We start from the raw sequence: 18,676 nt of genomic DNA on the forward strand, positions 1-18,676 counted from the left end.
CATCGCCGCGGGCACACTTGTGGCGAACCGAAAGTAGCGCGCGATGAAGCAGAAGCTTTACTCCGCGTTTTGGCTGAAACATCTGGGCGTTTATTATATGCTCGTAGCGAGCTTCTATTTTGCGCTAAACGGCGCGCTAGCCAAAGTCATGGCGGAGCGGATGAGTAGCGCCGAGATCGTGTTTTTCCGCAACGTCGTAGGCATCGGCATCGTGCTGTTTTCGCTACGGCGGGTAAAAAACCTGGGGCCGGGCGGCAAGCCGTGGCTGCTCGCGTTTCGCGGCTTTATCGGCAGCTGCGGGATCTTAGCGACCTTCTACAATATCGCCCACATCGATCTTGGCACCGCTTTTACCTTCCAAAAGACGGCGCCCATTTTCACCGCGCTATTTTCGGCATTTTTCTTAGGCGAAAAGCTAAGCTCCAAGGGTTGGTTTGCGATACTGCTCGGCTTTGGCGGAATTTTACTCGTCGTGCGCCCGCACATCGGCATCAGCGTAACCGATGCAGTGGGAATCTTCGGCGGCATGTGCGCGGGGCTTGCATACACGAGCGTGCGCGAGCTTCGCAAACACTACGCCACCAACCTCATCGTGCTGGTTTTCGTCTCGTCCGCTACCTTTCTAAGCGCGATGATGATGGCTGCGGGCTGGGCGCTTGAAGGTAGCGAGGTTAAAATTTTAGGACTTTTCAGCGGCGCGGATTTAGCGAAGCTCGCTTATTTCAACCCGCCAAGCCTTTTTGGCTGGGTGCTAGTGGCGCTTCTGGGCGTCAGCGGGATCTACTTTCAAATTTACATGACACGCGCCTACGCCGCTTCGCGCAAAGCTGGCATCGTCGCTGCGATCAGCTACAGCGATATCCTCTTTAGCATGGCGCTAGGAATTATGCTAGGCGATCATCTGCCCGGTCCGATCGTGCTAGCAGGCATTGCAGTAGTGATTTTAAGCGGAATTCTAATCGCCCGCGAGCGCTAAATTTAAATCTAAATTTAAAACCAATTCAAACGCGCCGAGGGGCTAAATTTAATCTGCGCCGCTCGCCTGCGCTAAATTTCAGCGATATAAAAGTCTTAAAAAGCTAAGATTGCGCTAAAGTTCTACGGTGTAGAAATATTTTTCGACGGATTTAAAATTTTATGCATTTTATCGGTATCGACATCGGCTCTACCTCGTCAAAGGTCGCCGTTATGGACGAACGCGGCGAATTTTGCGAGCTATTTTTGCTGCCAAGCGGCTTTAGCGCGGTCAAGGTCGCGCGCCAGATCAAGCAAGCCTTAGAGCAAAAAGGCTACGCAGAGGGCTTCGTGACGGCTACGGGCTACGGGCGCGTCAGCGTGGACTACGCGCAGCTTAGCATGAGCGAAATTTTATGCCACGGACTTGGGGCGCACTTTTTGTTTGAGCCCGACTGCACCGTCATCGACGTGGGCGGGCAGGACACCAAGGCTATCAAAATAGAAGGTGGCAAGCCTACGGACTTCATCATGAACGACAAATGCTCGGCGGGCACGGGTAAATTTTTAGAGATCAGTGCGGGCCGCTTGGGGCTTGATCTTAGCGAAATTTACAAAACCGCCCGCAAAAATCCCGCGATCAAACTAAGCTCGACCTGCACGGTATTTGCCGAGAGCGAGATCGTCTCGCTAAGCGCAAACGGAGCCGAAACGAGCGAGATCGCCTACGCCATCGTGGACTCCTCGGCGCACAAGGTCGCCTCTCTCATCAAACGGCTGGAAAATCAAATTTACTTTTTAAGCGGCGGGCTTAGCAACGTGCCGCTCTTTAAACAGCTTCTAGGCGAGCATCTGGGGGCTGAAATTTTTACTCACGAAAACGCAATCTACTGCGGCGCAATGGGTGCTTCGCTTATCGGCGCACGCAAAGCAAATGAAATTTCAAAGGAGACGAGATGAAGATGGATTTTGACGCGCTTAAAAAGCGCAACGCAATGGCTCTGTACGATCTAAAAGAGCAAGGCAAACACGTAGTGGGAATGTTTTGCACCTATTCGCCAAAGGAGCTCATTTACGCTGCAGGCGCCGTGCCGGTTGGGCTTTGTGCCTATGACGAGAGCCCGATAGACGCCGCTCACGCCGAGCTTCCGCGCAATCTTTGCCCGCTAATAAAGGCAAGCTACGGCTACGCAGTTACCAAAAAATGCCCCTACATGAACGCCAGCGACCTCGTCATAGGCGAGACGACCTGCGACGGCAAGAAAAAAATGTATGAGCTGCTGGCAAAACATAAGGACGTCCACGTGCTGCAACTACCGAATATGAGAGACGGCAAGAGTTTGGAGCTTTTTACCGACGAGCTTAGAGAATTTCGCAAAGTTTTAGAGCGAAAATTTGATACGAAAATCACCGATGAAGCGCTGCTCGATGCGGTGCAAATTTACAACGAAGAGCGCGATGTGATGCTGGAGCTTTTAGAGCTTGGCAAACTAAATCCGATGCCGGTAGCGGGCAGCGAAATTCATCAAATTTCATTTGCGAGCGACTTTATATACGACAAGCAGGAGAAGCTTAAAATGATACGCGCCTACATAGCCGCCGCGAAGGAGATGACGCCGCCGAAAACTCGCAAAAAGCGGATCATCATCACCGGCTGTCCAAGCGGAGGCGTGTATGAGAAGGTTATCAAGCAGATCGAAGATCTTGGCGCGGATGTAGTGGCCTTTGAAAACTGCTCCGGCACCAAAGGCTATCAAAACCAAGTGCAAACAAAGGGCGATTTGGTTGCAAATATCGCCGAGCGCTATCTCAAAATCCCCTGTTCGGTGATGTATCAAAACGACGCACGCTCGGATATTATCAAGGAATTTATCCATGAGTATCAAGCACACGGCGTCATCGACGTCGTGCTAATCGGCTGCCACACCTACGCGATCGAGACGAACAAGATCAAAGAAGCCAGCCGTGAAGCTGGAGCAAACTATATGTCGCTGGAGACTGATTATTCAAAACAAGACGTCGGGCAAATTCGCACGCGTCTAGAGGCGTTTATAGAACTGCTTTAAGCTGGGTCGCTCGAAATTTTAAAATGAAGAATTTTCTAAATTTAAAAACAAACCAAAGAAAGGAGAGGTTGCATGAAATTTAAGGAGATAGACGAATCTCGTCGCGGCTTTTTAAAAGGAGCTTTGGCGGCTGCCGCCATCGCCGGACCGGAAGCGATGCTCGCTGGCTATACGCCGTTTAAGCCCGATTCGCTGCAGGTTTGGTCGTGCGGAGGACTGTCCGAAGCATTTAACGAGCTAAACGCCATTTATGAGTCAAGGACGGGGCATAATATCCAGTACACTGGCGCCTTTGCGGGCGCGCTCGGAAAGTCGCTGCTAGCCTTGCAGGGCAAGACGGAGGTTTTTGGCGCTCGCGTTTTGGAGCTGTCTCAAAAACTGCGCAAAGCAGGCCTTAGCCTTCGCTTTAGACCGCTATGTTTTACCGACTACGTTTTAGTAGTGCCAAAGGGCAATCCCGCGGGCGTTCGCGATCTGAAGGATCTAGCAGAGCCCGGCGTAAGGGTGATGCTGCCGCTAAGGGCATCGCCTCCGGGTAGCGGACCGGTAAAGGGAATTTTGAAAAATTCAGGTCTTACCGAGCCTGTTATGAAAAATATGATCGCCAACGGTTCATGCGTCATCCAGATGATGTGCGATCTGGTAGATGGCAAGGGCGATGCGTCCATAATCGAAAAGCGCCTAACGACGCACGATAGGTTTAAAGACAAGATCGAATATATGCCTATCGACGAGAAACTCATTCCGCCCGGGCCGCTTACATTTACGCTAAATATCATGAAGTACGTAAAGGACGAGAAGCTAGCCAATGATTTTGCGGACTTCGTCTGCTCCGTGGAGGGGCAGGAAATTTTCGAGCGACACGGCTTTACCTCCATCCATTCGGCGCGTGGGCTCGAACTCATAGAAAGGTTTGGTGTAAAAGATGTTTAGTATAGTAAATATGGCAAAGATGAAAAAAGTCTCTAGGCTAACTAAAATTCGTCGATTGGTGCAGCTGATTTTTATCGGTGCGATCGGGCAATGGGCATATTACGGGATTTTTAGATGCCCTTTTATCGTGCCTTTCGTAAACTGCCAATCCTGTCCGATCGTTACGTGCTGGGGGCGGATCGCGACCGTCTTTTTCGGCTTTTGGCTATTTATCCCCGTGCTGGTTATTTTCCTTGGGCGCGCGTTTTGCGGCTGGCTTTGCCCGGGCGGATTCGCAAATCAAATGCTCGGCAAATTTGCCGCTTTTAAGCTTAAGCTAAAAAATAACAGGAAGCTGCGATATGCGCAGATAGGCATGGTTCTAGCCGTTTTGCTTAGCGCGGGCGTGTATTTTATCTACGGCAATCCTCGCGTTATGATCCCCATACGCACCAGCGACGAGTACCTAAACGCCGTTATCATGTCCTTTAAATTTTCCGACTGGTACTGGGCGGTTCGCACTGCCGTAGTCGTGGCCCTCATCGCCGCATCCTTGATCGTCGCAAATTTATGGTGCCGCTTCGCCTGTCCTAGCGGCGGCATAATGGAGCTGCTGCGTAAAATTTCAATATTTCGCGTTTATAAAACAGACGCCTGCGACAACTGCAACGCCTGTTTGCGCAAATGCGAAATGGGCACTAGACCGGACGAGATGAACTGCACGAACTGCGGCGACTGTATGGACGTTTGCCATGCGGATGCCATCAAATTCGGAAGGAAAAAAGATTGATGAATTTTTTCGCCAAACCCTCCTTCGACAACCACCCCTGCTTTAGCAAAAAAGCGTCCGCCGCCTACGGGCGCGTGCACCTTCCCGTAGCGCCGCATTGCAATATCCAATGCAATTTTTGCAACCGCATCTACGACTGCGCAAACGAAAATCGACCCGGCGTAACGGGGAGGATGCAAAGCCCTGATGAAGCCGCGCTATACGTGGAAAATCTATTTAAATTTAGACAGGATATCTCGGTCATCGGTATCGCAGGACCCGGGGATCCTATGTGCGATGCCGACAAGACCCTAGCGACTTTTGAAAAATGCAAAGCCCGCTTCCCTCACGCCCTACTTTGCCTATCCACAAACGGCCTATCTTTGCCCGAGCATGTGGACGATATCGTGCGGATCGGCGTGAGCCACGTGACGGTGACCGTTAATGCCGTAACGCCCGAAGTGGGCGGCAAAATTTATGCGTGGGTGCGCCACGGAAACAAAATTTATCACGGCGAAGAGGGTGCTAGAATTCTTGGGGAGCGCCAAGAGGAAGGGATTCGCAAGCTAAAAGAAGCCCGTATGATCGTAAAGATCAATACGGTCGTAATCCCCGGCGTCAATATGGATCACGTCCCCCAAATCGCAAAAAAAGCCAAAGAGTGGCAGGTCGATATCATGAACTGCATGGCGATGATCCCCGTGCAGGGCACCCCTTTTGCAAATATCAAATCGCCCTCGAATGAAGAAATTCGCAGCATGCGAAAGCTCATCGGCGGCTCCATTCATCAAATGACTCACTGCAGCAGATGCCGCGCCGACGCGTGCGGCAAGCTTTGCGAGAAATGAAGACCTGCTTTTGCGGGTCTTTTATCCGGCACAGGATACACGCTCTCATAGCGCACAAAATTTATGTAGAGATTTAAATTTAAAATTTGTCTAAATTTAGAACTAGTAAGCAGCCGATAAGCGGCTTTTTAGCGGCGGCGGTTTTTAAAAATTTAAAAACAATTTTTAAATAATATTATTTTGCTTTTATTTAACTTTGGGTATAATTTTCCCAAAATTAGGCATCAAAAAAAACCGTATAACGGTAAAATAAAGGAGACATCATGGAAAACGTTTCAAGACGTGATCTGCTCAAAATGAGCCTAGTTGGCGCGGGTGCTTTAGCGCTCGGCTCCGTAAATGCAAATGCTGCGGTTAACGCTAAAGACGTCAAATTTGACGAAGAGTGGGATGTAGTCATCGTGGGCTCTGGCTTTGCAGGACTTGCAGCTGGTATCACCGCAGCCGAAAAGGGCAACAAAGTCCTAATCCTAGAAAAAATGGGACGTGTAGGTGGTAACTCTGTTATTAACGGCGGAATTTTCGCAGTTCCAAACAGCGACAAACAAAAAGCAGAAGGCATCAAAGATAGCAACGAGCTATTTATCAAAGACTGCCTAAAAGCCGGTCGCGGACTAAACCACGTAGATCTCATCGACACCATCGCTACTCGCGCTCAAGACGCATATAAACTAACTCTAAAATGCGGCGCTAAATACATAGATAAAGTTACTCACGCAGGCGGACACAGCGTACCTAGATCGCTTCAAACCGCTAACGGCTCAGGCTCAGGTATCGTTCAGCCGATGGTAGAATACTTTAAAAACCTACAAGGCTGCGAGCTAAGACAAAGAGCTAAATTTGACGAATTTGTCCTAGGCGAAGACGGCGGCGTAGACGGCGTGATCATCAGAGAGGATTATAAATTTGATCCAAAGAGCCAAAAAGACGACGCCGAAAATACTACCGGAACTAAAAAGACTATAAAAGCTAAAAAAGGCGTAGTGCTAGCTGCAGGCGGATTTTGCCGCGACGTATTCTTTAGGCAGGTTCAAGATCCCTCTATTCTACCTACCACAGATAGCACCAACCACCCAGGAGCTACCGCAGGCGCTATGAAAGAGGCTTTAAGAATCGGCGCAACTCCAGTGCAGCTAAGCTGGATACAGTTTGGTCCATGGGCATGCCCTGATGAAAAAGGCTTTGGCGTAGGCTCTATGTTTAACGTAAACGGAAGCTTCCGCTACGGAATTTCAGTAGATCCAAGAACCGGCAAACGCTATATGAACGAGCTAGCAGACCGCCGCACCCGCTCTCAAGCTATGTTTAAAGTAATTGACGCAAAAGCGGATATCTATCCGATCAACTTCTGCGATAGTGAGGGCGTAAAAAATATGGTCATACCTGAGCACTACACCAAACCGCTGGAATCTGGCGTACTAAAGAAATTTGAAACCCTAGACGAACTAGCGGCTTTTTATAAAATCCCTGCCGCAGAGCTTAAAAAGACCGTCGAGAGATATAATAGCTTCGTTAAATCGGGCAAAGACGAGGACTTTGGCAAACCTATGGATAAAACCACTACAAACGGCGTAGATATCTCTAAACCTCCTTTCTACGCTATGCGCGGTACGCCAAAACTTCACCATACCATGGGCGGTATCGATATCAATACCAAAGCTCAGGTCATCTCTTTACAAACCGAGATGCCTATTCCAAGATTATTTGCAGCAGGCGAGATCACAGGTGGCGTACACGGAGCCAGCCGCTTAGGTAGCGTGGCGATCGCAGATTGTCTAACATTTGGTATGATAGCCGGTGAGAATATTGGCTAATTTGCGGCGTCTTTCGGACGCTTTTTGCGGGTTTCGTTAAAATTTGACTTGATAGGCTATACGCCTTATCTTCGTCAAATTTTAACTTCTTCTGCTTGCAGCTGCGAGCTTGCGAAGCAGAAAACCCAAAAATCGCCTCGAAATACTTGCAAATTTTATTTTATATCGCAGGATGAATTCCTTCTGTGATACTTTTACCTAATAAACTTGAAATTTTATAAATCACCTCTGTCAAAATTTTAAAAATATATGAGCTAAAGTTTTGTCATGCAGGCGAAATTTTGTATCACGTCTTACTAAAATTTAGAATTTTTAATAAAAATTATATATTCCGCACGATATAATCGCGCATCTGCTCGCAGCGCGAGCGATAGCTAAATTTCAAGGAGATGTAATGAAAATATTTAAAGCCCTGCTCGCAACAGCGCTGATCACCGCCACCCTAAGCGCTAAGACGCTCAAAGAGGGCACGCTCGTAATAGCCACGGAGGGGACTTACTCGCCGTATTCTTTCTATGACGAGAAAAATAATCTTACCGGCTTTGATGTCGATATCGCTCGCGCGCTGGCAAAAGAGCTAGGGCTAAAGGCGGAATTTTTAACCGCGCCGTGGGATGCGATGCTCGCGGCATTTGACGCAGGCAAAGCGGACATAGCGATGAATCAAGTAAGCATCACGCAGGAGCGCAAGAAAAAATATAATTTCAGCGAGCCTTATACCGTGGCTTATGCTGCGCTAGTAGTGCGAGCTGATAACGAGGAGATTAAGAGTTTTGCGGATCTTAAAGGCAAAAAAAGCGTCCACTCCGCTACCAGTAACTGGGCAGACATGGCGCGCAGCTATGGCGCCGAGATCGTTACGGCAGACGGATTTAGCAAGGGCGTGGAGCTCATCATAGCTCGTCGCGCAGACGCTACGATCAACGATAACATCACATTTTTTGACTATATGAAGCAGCGCCCGAACGCCCCGCTAAAGATCGCAGCTCAAGGCAATGAGCCGATCTATTCAGCTGTGCTGCTTAAAAAGGATAATGAGCTGACGGCGCAGATAAATTCCGCGCTAAAATCGCTAAAGCAAAAAGGCGTGCTGAAAGAAATTTCACTTAAATATTTTGGCAAAGACATTACGGAGTAAATTTTACGACCGCTTAGTTGAAGCGTGGAATTTTAAACTTGGTTGGGCGGAATTTCGCATTTTAAATTTCGCTCATAAAATTTTGGAGGAATTATGAAAAATTTAATAAAAACTTTGCTTGCGTGCGCACTTTTAATATGCGGCGCAAACTCTAAAACGCTACGCGAAGGTACGCTTAAAGTAGCTACGGAAGGCACCTTTTCGCCATTTTCGTATTATAACGACAAAAATGAGCTCGTAGGATACGACGTAGATGTCGCGCGCGCAGTCGCCGAAAAACTTGGCCTAAAAATAGAATTTCTAACCGCGCCTTGGGATGCGATGCTTGCAGCATTTGATGCAGGCAAAGCAGACGCTGTGTTTAATCAAGTAAGCATCACTGATGAGCGCAAGAAAAAATATGAGTATTCTGTGCCCTACACCGTCGTTTACGGAGCTATCATCGTGCATAAAGATAACAACGACATTAAAAGCTTCGAGGATTTAAAAGGCAAGAAAAATGCAGACTCCGCTACCAGCAACTGGGCGCAAGTCGCTAAAAAATACGGCGCGCAAAACGTAACCGTCGATAGTTTCGCTAAAAGTATGGAGCTACTGATCGCTCGCCGCGTAGATACCGTCGTGCGCGATAATACCGTATTTTACGACTTTTTAAAGCAGCGTCCGGACGCTCCGATTAAGATCGCTGCAAAGCTAAAAGATGTCGATTATAGCGCTGCAATCGTGCAAAAAGGCAATAAAGAGCTCGCAGATCAAATCAGCAAAGCCTTAAACGAACTCAAAGCCGAGGGCAAGCTAAAAGAAATTTCGCTTAAATATTTCGGCAAAGATGTGAGTGAATGAACGAAACAAGCAGAATCCTAGAGCTTGTTAGCAGCTCGCTAGAGCCGATGGCGCTAGCCCTGCTGCAAGTTACGATCCCGCTTACGATAATCTCATTTCTGCTCGGGCTCGTGCTTGCGGTGCTGACGGCGGTCGCACGCATCGCAAATTTTAAAATTTTAAAGCAGCTAAGCGAAATTTATATTTGGATTTTTCGCGGCACTCCGCTTTTGGTGCAGCTTTTTATCGTCTATTTCGGGCTTCCAATCATCGGGATCACGCTTGATGTTTGGGCTGCTGCGATCATTACCTTTAGCCTCAATATCGGCGCTTACGCTTCAGAGGCGGTGCGAGCTGCGATCCTATCAGTGCCAAAGGGGCAATGGGAGGCGGCTACCTCGCTAGGCATGAGCTACGCTCAAATTCTGCGCCGCATCATCGCTCCGCAAGCAGCGCGCATATCACTGCCGCCGCTATCAAATATATTTATTTCTACGCTTAAAGACACTTCGCTCGTAGCCTCGATTACGATGGTCGATATGTTTATGGTCGCTCAACGTATCGCCGCACGGGCATTCGATCCGCTTACGTTATACGTGCTGGCGGCGCTATTTTATCTAGCAGTCTGCACCCTTCTTACGTTCTTACAATCCAAGCTAGAGCGACGATTTTCAAGGTTCGTGTGATGATAAAATTTACGAACTTAACTAAGCGCTTCGGCGATCACGTCGTGCTAAATGGGCTAAGCTTAGAATTTCGCGACGGGCAAACGACAGTGATTTTAGGAAGCTCCGGCTCTGGCAAATCCACGATGCTGCGCTGCATAAATCTGCTCGAAATTCCAAGCGGCGGCGAGCTACAGCTAGGCGAGTTTAAGATAAATTTCGACGCTCAGCATAAAACAAGCGAATATCATCCGTTCCGCGCGCATACGGGCATGGTTTTTCAAAGCTTCAATCTCTTTCCGCACCTCAACGTCTTACAAAACGTCATCGAAGCGCCCGTACACGTGCTAAAGCAGCCACGCGAGCTTGCCGAGGCAAATGCAATGACGCTTCTAAAAAAGGTCGGCATGGCGGATAAAGCTGGCGCGTATCCGGCTCGCCTCTCCGGCGGTCAGAGCCAGCGCGTGGCGATCGCGCGGGCGCTTGCGATGCAGCCTGAATTTTTGCTACTGGATGAGCCTACGAGCGCGCTTGATCCCGAGCTTGAGGCGCAGGTGCTAAAGACTATCGCCGAGCTTGCCGCAGAGGATCGCTCGCTTATCATCGTCACGCACAATATGGGCTTTGCGCGCAAGATCGCAGATAGAATTTTATTCTTAGACGGCGGAGTTATCGCATTCGACGGCGACGCAGAGGAATTCTTCGGTAGCAGCGATGAGCGCATAGCTAAATTTATCGGAGCGATGAGCTTTTAAATCCATTAAATTTTAAGGAGAAAAGATGAAAATAGATACCCTAATCGTAAAGGGCATAGAGGCTAAGTCCAACCCCCACAACGCGGTGATTCCGCCGATATATCTAGCCAGCACCTTCGTGCAAGAAAGCCTGGATGATTTCGGCAAATACGCCTATTCACGCGGCGCAAATCCTACGCGCAACGCCTTCGAGGAACTTTTTGCAAAATTTGAAGGTAGCAAATACGCCTTCGCGCTAGCCTCGGGTATGGCGGCTACGAGCGCTGCGTTTTCGCTGCTTAAAAGCGGCGATCGCGTGCTGCTAAATAACAACGTCTACGGCGGTACCTATCGCTACGTAAGCGGGATTTTTAAAAATCAAGGGATCAATTACGACTTGGTGGATGATCTAAATTTGATCACCGAAATTCCAAGCGACGTTAAAATGGTGTTCATCGAGACGCCATCAAATCCACTTTTGCGAGTAACCGATATTGAGCGCATCAGCGAGCTCGCGCATAAAAACGGTGCGCTTGTGGTTATGGACAATACCTTTTTGACCCCATATTATCAGCGCCCGCTAGAACACGGCGCAGACGTCGTGGTTTATAGCGCGACCAAATACATAGGCGGACATGCCGATCTGATCGCCGGCATCGTTACGGCGAATGACGACGAGCTTGCCGCAAGAATTCAGTTTATGAAAAACACTCTGGGCGCGACGCTATCGCCTACCGACGCGTATTCGCTCATACGTGGGCTTAAAACGCTAAGCGTGCGCTTCGACCGCCAGAGCGAAAATACGCTAAAGATAATAGAATTTTTACGCGACAATCCTGCAGTAGAGGCGGTAAATTTTGCAGGCTCGCACTCTGCGAGCGAAAAAGAGATACAAGATCGCCAAGCTAGCGGCATCGGAGCGGTCATCTCGCTGGTGCTTAAGCCGCAATACGACTATAAAACCTTTGCGCGCAGCCTTGAGCTATTTGATCTAGCCGTGAGCCTGGGCGGCGTAGAGAGCCTGATCTGCCACCCCGCGTCGATGACGCACGAGAGCTATCCGCGCGAGCTGCAAGAGCGCATCGGCATCAGTCAAAATTTGCTGCGCCTAGCCATAGGCATCGAAAACGCGGACGATCTCATAGCAGACCTTGCCGCCGCGCTAGAAAAATCTAAAAAATAGGCGGCGCGAAATTTGCGCAAGCTCGTAAAATTTGCGCGGGCGCGCATAATTCATGCCAAAATTTAGTCCGAAATCCTTATAGCTTCGCTCGTGAGGCTATAAGGGCGTGGTCTTTACGAGCCGGCGCGCAGGGCGGTTTAAAAAGACCCGCCGCCGATTATTTCATCTTACAAAAATCTTTTTTCGCAAAACCTATACCCATTTTCTCGCGAGCTAAATTTTGTATGAATTTTCACTCGTTAAATTTCATGAGGCGCGTGGCTTTGTGTAAAATTTAAATTTAAAAATTCCGCCACTACGTCGTTGAAATGAAATTTTAATTTATACGCACGGCAAAATTTATCCAGATCTCTTGCTAAAACGCATCGTTTAAATTTAATTCGGATAAATCTATCTAACCGCCGTTTGATATTGCTAAGCGGAGAGCTTAAATTTAATCAAAATTTTAAAGGCGGCGGCGATCTGTGCCGCACCACGCCAGCCGCTCGGTCTAAATTTAGCGCAATTAAATTTATCAAACGAACGAATTTAGGCCCCGTCCTGCTCAAAATTTAAAATTCTACGCGCCGTTTAAATTCCGCTTAAATTCTAGCCGCTTTAAATTTAGCGGAGCTACTTCAGCTCGCCCCAGCGCTTGGCGATGTTTAGGCTCGTCTTAAGCGGCACGTTCAGGCTCGCCGCGCTTTGCATTATCTCCTGCGCGCGCTCGCCGAAGCTCTGCGCCAAATCGTCCCGCACCTCGAAGATCAACTCATCGTGGATCTGTAATATCAGCCGCGCCTCGCCATTTAGCAGCGGCGAAATCTCAACCATCGCCTTTTTGATGATGTCGGCGGCGGAGCCTTGAAATTTCGTATTCACCGCCTCGCGCTCGTAGCTCGCATAGACCATGTTGTTGCGCGCGTTTGCGAAGTCGAAGTAGCGCCTGCGCCCAAAAAGCGTGCTTACATAGCCGCCTTCTTTCGCGTCCGATTTTATGCTTTGCAAAAACTCCTTGATCGTGGAAAATGTCGCGAAATAGCGCTCGATATAGCCCTTCGCCTCTGCGCGCGCGATGCCTAGGCTGTCGCTTAGCTTGCCCGCGCCCATGCCGTAGATAAGGCCGAAATTTATACTCTTTGCGATCGTGCGGTGCGCGGGCTGCGCGTCGCCGAAGATGCTGATCGCCGTGCGCGCGTGAATGTCCTCATCCGCCCTAAACGCCGCCAAAAGCGCAGGATCGCGCGAAAAGTGCGCGAGCAGGCGCAGCTCGATCTGCGAGTAATCAAGCGAGATTAGCGAGTAGCCCCCCTCTGCTAGGAAGCAGTCCCGCACGTCCTTCGCAAACGTGCCGCGCGCGGGGATATTTTGCAGGTTCGGATTTTTGCTCGCTAGCCGCCCGGTAGCCGTGCCGGTCTGCAAGAAATTCGATCTGACGCGGTTTTGCGGATCTGCAAGGGCAAGCTGTAGCAGCGGCTCGCAGTAGGTGCTTTGCAGCTTAAACAGCTCGCGGTAGTCTAAAATTTTACCCACCGCAGGATGCAGCGCCGCAAGATCCTTTAGCACGCTTTCATCGGTGCTGTAGCCCGTCTTAGTGCGCTTCGCCGCAGGTAGCCCGAGCCGCTCGAAAAGTACGGCGCCGAGCTGAGCGGGAGAGTTTATATTAAACTGCTCGCCGCAAAGCTCGTAAATTTCATCCGTGAGCGCTCGCAGGGACTTTTCGTTGCGCGCGATTAGGCGCTTTATCATCTCCGCGTCGATCTTGATGCCGCATCTTTGCATCTGCCAAAGCACCCGCACGAACGGAAACTCAAGCTCCTGCGCGAGCTTAAAAAGCGAAGGCTCGAGCAGCTGTTTGAGTTTAAAATACAGTCTCAGCGTCACCCACGCATCCTCGCTTGCATAGATCGTAGCGGCGTCCAGCTCCACGGAGGCGAAGGTCTCGCCCTTTTTAACGACGTCGCCGAAATGCACAGTCTCGTACCCAAGATACCGCGGCGAGATAGAGTCCATCCCCACGGCGTTTGCGGGATCGAGAAGCCACGCTAACACCATCGTATCGGCAAAACGCGCAGGCGGTTCGATATTAAAATTATTTTTCACGATCTCAAAATCGTATTTTAAATTTTGCCCCACTACATAACCGCGAAACAGCGAGCCGATCGCAGCCTTTGCGGCGTCCGAAGAGATTTGAGCAGGAGCGCCCAAATAGCTGTGCGCGAGCGGGACGTAATAGGCGCGCTCCTCGTTAAACGCAAACGAAAAGCCCACGATCTTGGCACTTTTGCTATCGACGCTAGTGGTTTCCGTATCGAAGCTCACTAAGGTCTCGGCGCCCACTCCTTCGCACAGCCTCGCAAGCTCCGCGGCATCGGTAATGCAAATAGGCTCAAATGGCGTTTTAAAAGCACTCTCGCAGCTTTGCCCGCCGCAAGCGGAGCCGCTAGGGGTGGAATTTTGCCCGTCTAGCCCCCCTACGGCAGCGTCCAAGATAGAGCCGCCGCAAGACGACTCTGCGCCGGAGTCTTTGCCGCCCGCGCCCAAAACGGAGCTTTTTGCACTTGCGACTTTGCCCTCGCTCCAAAGATCAAGTCCGTTTTGCTCCTGCAGGCTTAGCGCCGAAAGAAGCCTATTTAGCGCGTAATCTTTTAAAATTTCGCGGATTTTAAAAAGCGGATTTTGTTGCGGAAATTTCGCGTCCTCTAAAGGCGGGATTTCCAGCTCGTCGTAAAGCGTAGCCAGGCGCTTGCTTATGTAGGCGCTCTGCTTACCTTCTATCAGATACTCGCGCTGTTTGTTTTGCGGTAGGCGGTCTAAATTTGAATAGATCCCATCAAGCGAGCCCCATTCGTCTAAAAGTTTCTTCGCCCCCTTATCGCCGATGCCGCGCACACCCGGGATATTATCGGCACTGTCGCCGCAGATCGCTAAAAAATCCACGATCTGCTCGGGATAGACGCCGTAGCGCTGCAAGCACTCCTCTCTGCCGTAAAGCATCTTTTTGCCGTGGCTGTAAATTTTAACGTTTTCGCCGATGAGCTGATACAGGTCCTTGTCGGAGGTAACGATGTTGATTTTATGCGTGGCGCCGTACTTTTTAACGACGCTTGCGATGAGATCGTCCGCCTCGTAACCCTCGCGTCCGAGCGAGTAAAGCCCCATCTTTTCGATCATCTCGATGCAGACGGGCAGCTGCTGCAAAAGCGCGGGCGGCGGGGCTTGGCGGTTAGTTTTGTAGTTCGGATCGATATCCGAGCGGAAGGTCTTGCCCTTGCTATCCAGAGCGAAAATTATATAATCACTCTTAAATTCCTTCGAAAGATTTGCGATGAAGCTCGCAAATCCGCTCACCATGCCGCTGGGTTTGCCGTCTTTGGTTTTAAGCCCGCTCATAGCGTAGTAGAGCCTGAAAAAAAAGCCGAACGTATCGATGATCGTGATGGTCTGCATAATGGTCCTCGGATTTAGAATTTTAACGCGTAGTGTATTAAAATTCGGCTAAATTTACAAATTCCGAATAGGACTTGACCTGCCTCATTTCAAAATTTTAAAATTTGCTATATAATCGCGCGAAATTTTAAAAAAGGATCAAGTATGGATTTTTTCACAGACTGGCAGGAGTTCGACGCGGCGGGCGCTACGGTGAAATTTTATAAAAAATCGCAAGGCGGCATAGAATACATCGGCTTTGATTCGCGCAAATGCGTCCCGCCCGAGCCGATGGTAAATGCGCTGGTGGCGCTAAATTTCGTAAAAGACGGCACCAAAAAGGTCGTCATGGTCAATCACAAATTCCCGATGGGACTGATCCCAAAGATCGAGTCTAAATTTGACATAGCACGCGAGGATCTGGACGGCGGCGCGGTCAAGCTCACCATCAGCCTAAAACCGGGCGCAGTCAATGAGGGCTTCGATACCGACGCGAAGTGCCACGGCTAAAGGGCTTTAAAATTTAGATGAATATCACGACCTTTTCGCCGCCGTTTCGCATCGTAGGCGGCTATTTCATCTGCGGCTTTATCTTTTTGCTGCTAAGCGCGGCGAGCTTTTTAAAGGTGGATTTCGGCGCGATCCAGGCGCCGCAGACGGCGAGCTTTTTTCACGTATTTTTGCTGGGATTTGTAATCAGCATAATCATCGGAGCGCTCTATCAGCTTACTTCGGTCATTATACAAAAGGAATTTTTCACCGTCAAATTTGCGTTTTTAAATCTCCTCGCCTACGGCGCGGGCGTGGCGCTGCTAAGCGCGGGATTGCTGCTTTCAAGCATCCCTTTGATGCACGCAGGCGGCGCCGTTTTACTGCTTAGTCTATTTTATTTTACGATCTGCTACGCGCTAAGCTTCATCGGCACGCCCAAATGGAGCTTCCCCGCCGTTGCGCTTGCGATCTCGGCTGCGTTTTTGGCGGTAGGGATCAGCCTTGGCTTCGCGCTCGTGCTAGCGCTTAGCGGCGTGGAGATTTTCGGAGTGTATTTTTCAGAAATTTTATCCTATCACATATACTTCGTGCTGGGCTTCGTGTTTTTCGTCATCGTAGGCGCTGCGTGCGTGCTGCTGCCGATGTTTAGCCTGGCGCACGATCTAAGCTTCGCGCTAGCAAAAGCTTCGCTGGCGCTGTATCTGCTCGCGGGGCCGTTTTTACTAAAAGATTTTGGAATTTTCATCGCCTTTGCCGCGCTTGTGAGCTTTGCGGCTCAGGCGATCTATATCCTAGCCAGGCGGGTGCGAAAAGCGATCGATTATTGGAATTTAAACGTCTACATCTCACTAGCGGCTTTGGGATTTAGCGGCGCATTTTGGCTCGCAGGTCGCGCGGATACGGCGGCGTTTTGGCTGCTATATGGCTTTTTGTTCGCCTTCATCGTCGCGCACCTTTATAAAATCGCGCCCTTTCTCATCTGGTATCACTACGTCTCGCCCTTCGTCGGCAAGCGCAAAATCCCTATGCTTGAGGATATGATAATCAAAAAGATCGCCTACGCAGCCTGCGTGCCGAACGTCTTAGCGCTTGCGTGCGCGAGCTTCGGAGCGCTAACGCCCGCGGTTATCTTGCAAGCGGCAAGCATAATTTTGGTGTTAATCAACATCGTAAATATCTTTAACTACATAAAATTCGGAGAGGAAAAATGAAAGTAACGAAGGAGCAAATTTACGAGGCGCTTCGCGCCGTGGTGGACCCTGAGGTGGGCTTTGACGTCGTGTCGCTGGGGCTCATCTACGACGTAGCGGTTGATGAGGCGAACAACGCCAAAGTCACGATGACGCTATCGACTCAGTCGTGCCCGCTGCATGAGATGATGGTGGAATGGGTGCGCGCGGGTGCCGAGAGCGTGGAGGGCGTCGGCGAAGTGGAGATCGATCTCGTCTTTGAGCCGATGTGGAATATCGATATGGCGGAGGATCACGTCAAAGAAGCGCTCGGTAGATTTTAAACAGCTTTGCCGCACCCCGCAGTTTAAGCTTTGAAATTCTAAAATTAGACTTAAAATTTATACTTAGGGGCTGCTATGAAAAAATTTACCGACGGCAAGAAAGAGATCCTGCTTCAAACGCAAGGGCTTAGTTTGATTTCAAAGACGCTACAAAACGGCAAAGAAAGGCTGAGCTCTAAAGAATTCGCAAATTGCGATGCTCTGCAAAAAGCTTTCGTAAAAAAGCAAGTTGATGCCCTAAAAAAGGGCTTCATCTACGAAAACAAAGAAGCAAAATTCGGCGAGGCAATAGCGCATGCCTATATCGGCGGCGGATACAGCGGAGCGCTTGGATTTGCCGAGTTTGAGGATAAATTTTACGTCTATAAATGTAATTTTGACGAACACGGCTGCGATTATTTAATCGTGTTGGACGGCGAACTAAGAACTCTTGCGCAAATTGAGCTACCAAAAATTTTAGCGTGGAAAATGACCGCCACCAAAAAAGCTTTAGTGCTTGATTTGGACCACGAATTCTTTCTTTTTGATGGAGAGAAATTCAGCAGGCTTTTTGAAGCCTGGGGTATCACAGGAGGAGGCTTTAGCTCTGCTCTAAGCGGCAACGGCGAAATTCTAGCCTGCGGCACAGATGGAATTTTAGCTTTCGGAAGCGACAAGAAGCTAAATTTTAAAACGGATTTTTCGGCAAAAGCAATAGGCTTCGGCAATAAAATTTGCGTAGCCTGTGGGGATGAAGGCGGCAAAAATATCGCTAGGCTCTACCGCCTAAAAGACTTCGTCGAGCTTTGCCGTATCGAATGCGACGTAGGCTATATCCACTCCCTAAACGTGGGGCTTATCAAAAATGACGCGATTTTGGTCGTAAATAACGGCTTTGATGAGCTGTATTTTTGGGACGTCGCAAGCAAAAAGCGTCTAAGCGCACCAAAAAGCTTGCCAAGAAGCGTAATGAGGTTTGCCGCAAACGATCAAATTTTTCTTACGTATTTTTATGGTGGATTTAAAGCATTCAGCTTGGAGGATTTTCGCCTCTTAGGCGAGTTTGAGTGCGAGCACTGCGTCAAAACTGCTGCTATTGAAATCGCAGGCGAGCGCCTTTGCGTCCGCACCGACTACGGATTTTTTAGCGTCTATTCTTTAGCCAAGAATGGAATTAAAATTTAAAAAGCGCTATTGATAGGGATTTATCGCCCGCTTCAAGCTCATAAAATTAAACGAACTCCGCCCGCCTTAAGCTTGCGCGACAAGTAGGGGCGCTATTTAAAGGAATTTTATCGCAAAAATTGCGGGCTTTGAGAGCTTTTTAAGGCTTCCTTTAAGCATTATCAAATTATCCGCGCCGGAGATTTTAAGAGTGG

General features: G+C 49.4%; 17 protein-coding genes. 16 read left to right on the forward strand and 1 reads right to left on the reverse strand.

Going from position 1 to position 18,676, the window contains the following annotated elements; all coding sequences use genetic code 11:
* Window positions 1–43 precede the first annotated feature (43 nt).
* The 12 genes from Q0413_RS05345 (at window position 44) to Q0413_RS05400 (ending at window position 11,905) form a co-directional block, all read left to right on the forward strand.
* Window positions 44–976: a DMT family transporter gene (locus Q0413_RS05345; protein WP_298987940.1), complete on the forward strand. Its 933-nt coding sequence runs from the start codon at window positions 44–46 to the stop codon at window positions 974–976.
* 161 nt (window positions 977–1,137) lie between these two features.
* Window positions 1,138–1,914: an acyl-CoA dehydratase activase gene (locus tag Q0413_RS05350; RefSeq protein WP_298987942.1), complete on the forward strand. Its 777-nt coding sequence runs from the start codon at window positions 1,138–1,140 to the stop codon at window positions 1,912–1,914.
* Window positions 1,911–3,020: a double-cubane-cluster-containing anaerobic reductase gene (locus tag Q0413_RS05355; protein WP_298987943.1), complete on the forward strand. Its 1,110-nt coding sequence runs from the start codon at window positions 1,911–1,913 to the stop codon at window positions 3,018–3,020. The genes Q0413_RS05350 and Q0413_RS05355 overlap by 4 nt, the downstream gene beginning before the upstream one ends.
* A 72-nt stretch (window positions 3,021–3,092) precedes the next feature.
* Complete coding sequence (locus Q0413_RS05360; RefSeq protein WP_298987945.1) at window positions 3,093–3,953, forward strand: substrate-binding domain-containing protein; 861 nt, start codon at window positions 3,093–3,095, stop codon at window positions 3,951–3,953.
* Window positions 3,946–4,722: a 4Fe-4S binding protein gene (locus tag Q0413_RS05365; protein ID WP_298987946.1), complete on the forward strand. Its 777-nt coding sequence runs from the start codon at window positions 3,946–3,948 to the stop codon at window positions 4,720–4,722. Before Q0413_RS05360 ends, Q0413_RS05365 begins: the two co-directional genes overlap by 8 nt.
* Entirely contained in the window at window positions 4,722–5,549 is an 828-nt protein-coding gene (locus Q0413_RS05370) for a radical SAM protein (protein WP_298987958.1), read from the forward strand. Before Q0413_RS05365 ends, Q0413_RS05370 begins: the two co-directional genes overlap by 1 nt.
* Window positions 5,550–5,812: 263 nt before the next feature.
* Window positions 5,813–7,363: a flavocytochrome c gene (locus Q0413_RS05375; protein WP_298987947.1), complete on the forward strand. Its 1,551-nt coding sequence runs from the start codon at window positions 5,813–5,815 to the stop codon at window positions 7,361–7,363.
* 394 nt (window positions 7,364–7,757) lie between these two features.
* Entirely contained in the window at window positions 7,758–8,501 is a 744-nt protein-coding gene (locus Q0413_RS05380; protein ID WP_298987948.1) for an amino acid ABC transporter substrate-binding protein, read from the forward strand.
* A gap of 93 nt (window positions 8,502–8,594) precedes the next feature.
* Window positions 8,595–9,344 (forward strand): amino acid ABC transporter substrate-binding protein, encoded by a 750-nt coding sequence (locus Q0413_RS05385; RefSeq protein WP_297905416.1) that lies wholly within the window; start codon window positions 8,595–8,597, stop codon window positions 9,342–9,344.
* Window positions 9,341–10,009, forward strand: coding sequence for an amino acid ABC transporter permease (locus tag Q0413_RS05390; RefSeq protein WP_291939919.1), 669 nt, complete (start codon window positions 9,341–9,343; stop codon window positions 10,007–10,009). Before Q0413_RS05385 ends, Q0413_RS05390 begins: the two co-directional genes overlap by 4 nt.
* Entirely contained in the window at window positions 10,009–10,743 is a 735-nt protein-coding gene (locus tag Q0413_RS05395; protein WP_297882925.1) for an amino acid ABC transporter ATP-binding protein, read from the forward strand. Before Q0413_RS05390 ends, Q0413_RS05395 begins: the two co-directional genes overlap by 1 nt.
* Before the next feature lie 25 nt (window positions 10,744–10,768).
* Complete coding sequence (locus Q0413_RS05400) at window positions 10,769–11,905, forward strand: PLP-dependent aspartate aminotransferase family protein (RefSeq protein WP_298987949.1); 1,137 nt, start codon at window positions 10,769–10,771, stop codon at window positions 11,903–11,905.
* 612 nt (window positions 11,906–12,517) lie between these two features.
* Here the strand turns inward: Q0413_RS05400 and polA are convergent.
* The gene (polA, locus tag Q0413_RS05405) at window positions 12,518–15,334 is read right to left on the reverse strand and encodes a DNA polymerase I (protein WP_298987953.1); all 2,817 of its coding nucleotides are present in this window, start codon (window positions 15,332–15,334) and stop codon (window positions 12,518–12,520) included.
* Between the two features lie 144 nt (window positions 15,335–15,478).
* On the opposite strand from polA, the gene Q0413_RS05410 reads away from it, so the two are divergent.
* The 4 genes from Q0413_RS05410 to Q0413_RS05425 all read left to right on the forward strand — a co-directional run bounded on the left by Q0413_RS05410 (window position 15,479) and on the right by Q0413_RS05425 (window position 18,482).
* The gene (locus Q0413_RS05410) at window positions 15,479–15,823 is read left to right on the forward strand and encodes a hypothetical protein (RefSeq protein ID WP_298987954.1); all 345 of its coding nucleotides are present in this window, start codon (window positions 15,479–15,481) and stop codon (window positions 15,821–15,823) included.
* A 17-nt stretch (window positions 15,824–15,840) separates the two neighbouring features.
* Window positions 15,841–17,016, forward strand: coding sequence for a peptidase M50 (locus Q0413_RS05415; protein ID WP_298987956.1), 1,176 nt, complete (start codon window positions 15,841–15,843; stop codon window positions 17,014–17,016).
* Window positions 17,013–17,318: a metal-sulfur cluster assembly factor gene (locus Q0413_RS05420; protein ID WP_298027966.1), complete on the forward strand. Its 306-nt coding sequence runs from the start codon at window positions 17,013–17,015 to the stop codon at window positions 17,316–17,318. The genes Q0413_RS05415 and Q0413_RS05420 overlap by 4 nt, the downstream gene beginning before the upstream one ends.
* A gap of 75 nt (window positions 17,319–17,393) precedes the next feature.
* Window positions 17,394–18,482 carry a hypothetical protein gene (locus Q0413_RS05425; RefSeq protein WP_298987957.1) on the forward strand — a complete coding sequence of 363 codons (1,089 nt, stop codon included), beginning with the start codon at window positions 17,394–17,396 and terminating at the stop codon, window positions 18,480–18,482.
* Window positions 18,483–18,676: the final 194 nt, after the last annotated feature.

Origin of the sequence: uncultured Campylobacter sp., assembly GCF_938045465.1 — a bacterium.
GTDB lineage: Bacteria > Campylobacterota > Campylobacteria > Campylobacterales > Campylobacteraceae > Campylobacter_B.

Excerpts from the sequence above, each read along its gene's own strand:
- Q0413_RS05345 (WP_298987940.1), top strand. The coding sequence starts at position 44 with ATGAAGCAGAAGCTTTACTCCGCGTTTTGGCTGAAACATCTGGGCGTT.
- Q0413_RS05350 (WP_298987942.1), top strand. The coding sequence starts at position 1,138 with ATGCATTTTATCGGTATCGACATCGGCTCTACCTCGTCAAAGGTCGCC.
- Q0413_RS05355 (WP_298987943.1), top strand. The coding sequence starts at position 1,911 with ATGAAGATGGATTTTGACGCGCTTAAAAAGCGCAACGCAATGGCTCTG.
- Q0413_RS05360 (WP_298987945.1), top strand. The coding sequence starts at position 3,093 with ATGAAATTTAAGGAGATAGACGAATCTCGTCGCGGCTTTTTAAAAGGA.
- Q0413_RS05365 (WP_298987946.1), top strand. The coding sequence starts at position 3,946 with ATGTTTAGTATAGTAAATATGGCAAAGATGAAAAAAGTCTCTAGGCTA.
- Q0413_RS05370 (WP_298987958.1), top strand. The coding sequence starts at position 4,722 with ATGAATTTTTTCGCCAAACCCTCCTTCGACAACCACCCCTGCTTTAGC.
- Q0413_RS05375 (WP_298987947.1), top strand. The coding sequence starts at position 5,813 with ATGGAAAACGTTTCAAGACGTGATCTGCTCAAAATGAGCCTAGTTGGC.
- Q0413_RS05380 (WP_298987948.1), top strand. The coding sequence starts at position 7,758 with ATGAAAATATTTAAAGCCCTGCTCGCAACAGCGCTGATCACCGCCACC.
- Q0413_RS05385 (WP_297905416.1), top strand. The coding sequence starts at position 8,595 with ATGAAAAATTTAATAAAAACTTTGCTTGCGTGCGCACTTTTAATATGC.
- Q0413_RS05390 (WP_291939919.1), top strand. The coding sequence starts at position 9,341 with ATGAACGAAACAAGCAGAATCCTAGAGCTTGTTAGCAGCTCGCTAGAG.
- Q0413_RS05395 (WP_297882925.1), top strand. The coding sequence starts at position 10,009 with ATGATAAAATTTACGAACTTAACTAAGCGCTTCGGCGATCACGTCGTG.
- Q0413_RS05400 (WP_298987949.1), top strand. The coding sequence starts at position 10,769 with ATGAAAATAGATACCCTAATCGTAAAGGGCATAGAGGCTAAGTCCAAC.
- polA (WP_298987953.1), bottom strand. The coding sequence starts at position 15,334 with ATGCAGACCATCACGATCATCGATACGTTCGGCTTTTTTTTCAGGCTC.
- Q0413_RS05410 (WP_298987954.1), top strand. The coding sequence starts at position 15,479 with ATGGATTTTTTCACAGACTGGCAGGAGTTCGACGCGGCGGGCGCTACG.
- Q0413_RS05415 (WP_298987956.1), top strand. The coding sequence starts at position 15,841 with ATGAATATCACGACCTTTTCGCCGCCGTTTCGCATCGTAGGCGGCTAT.
- Q0413_RS05420 (WP_298027966.1), top strand. The coding sequence starts at position 17,013 with ATGAAAGTAACGAAGGAGCAAATTTACGAGGCGCTTCGCGCCGTGGTG.
- Q0413_RS05425 (WP_298987957.1), top strand. The coding sequence starts at position 17,394 with ATGAAAAAATTTACCGACGGCAAGAAAGAGATCCTGCTTCAAACGCAA.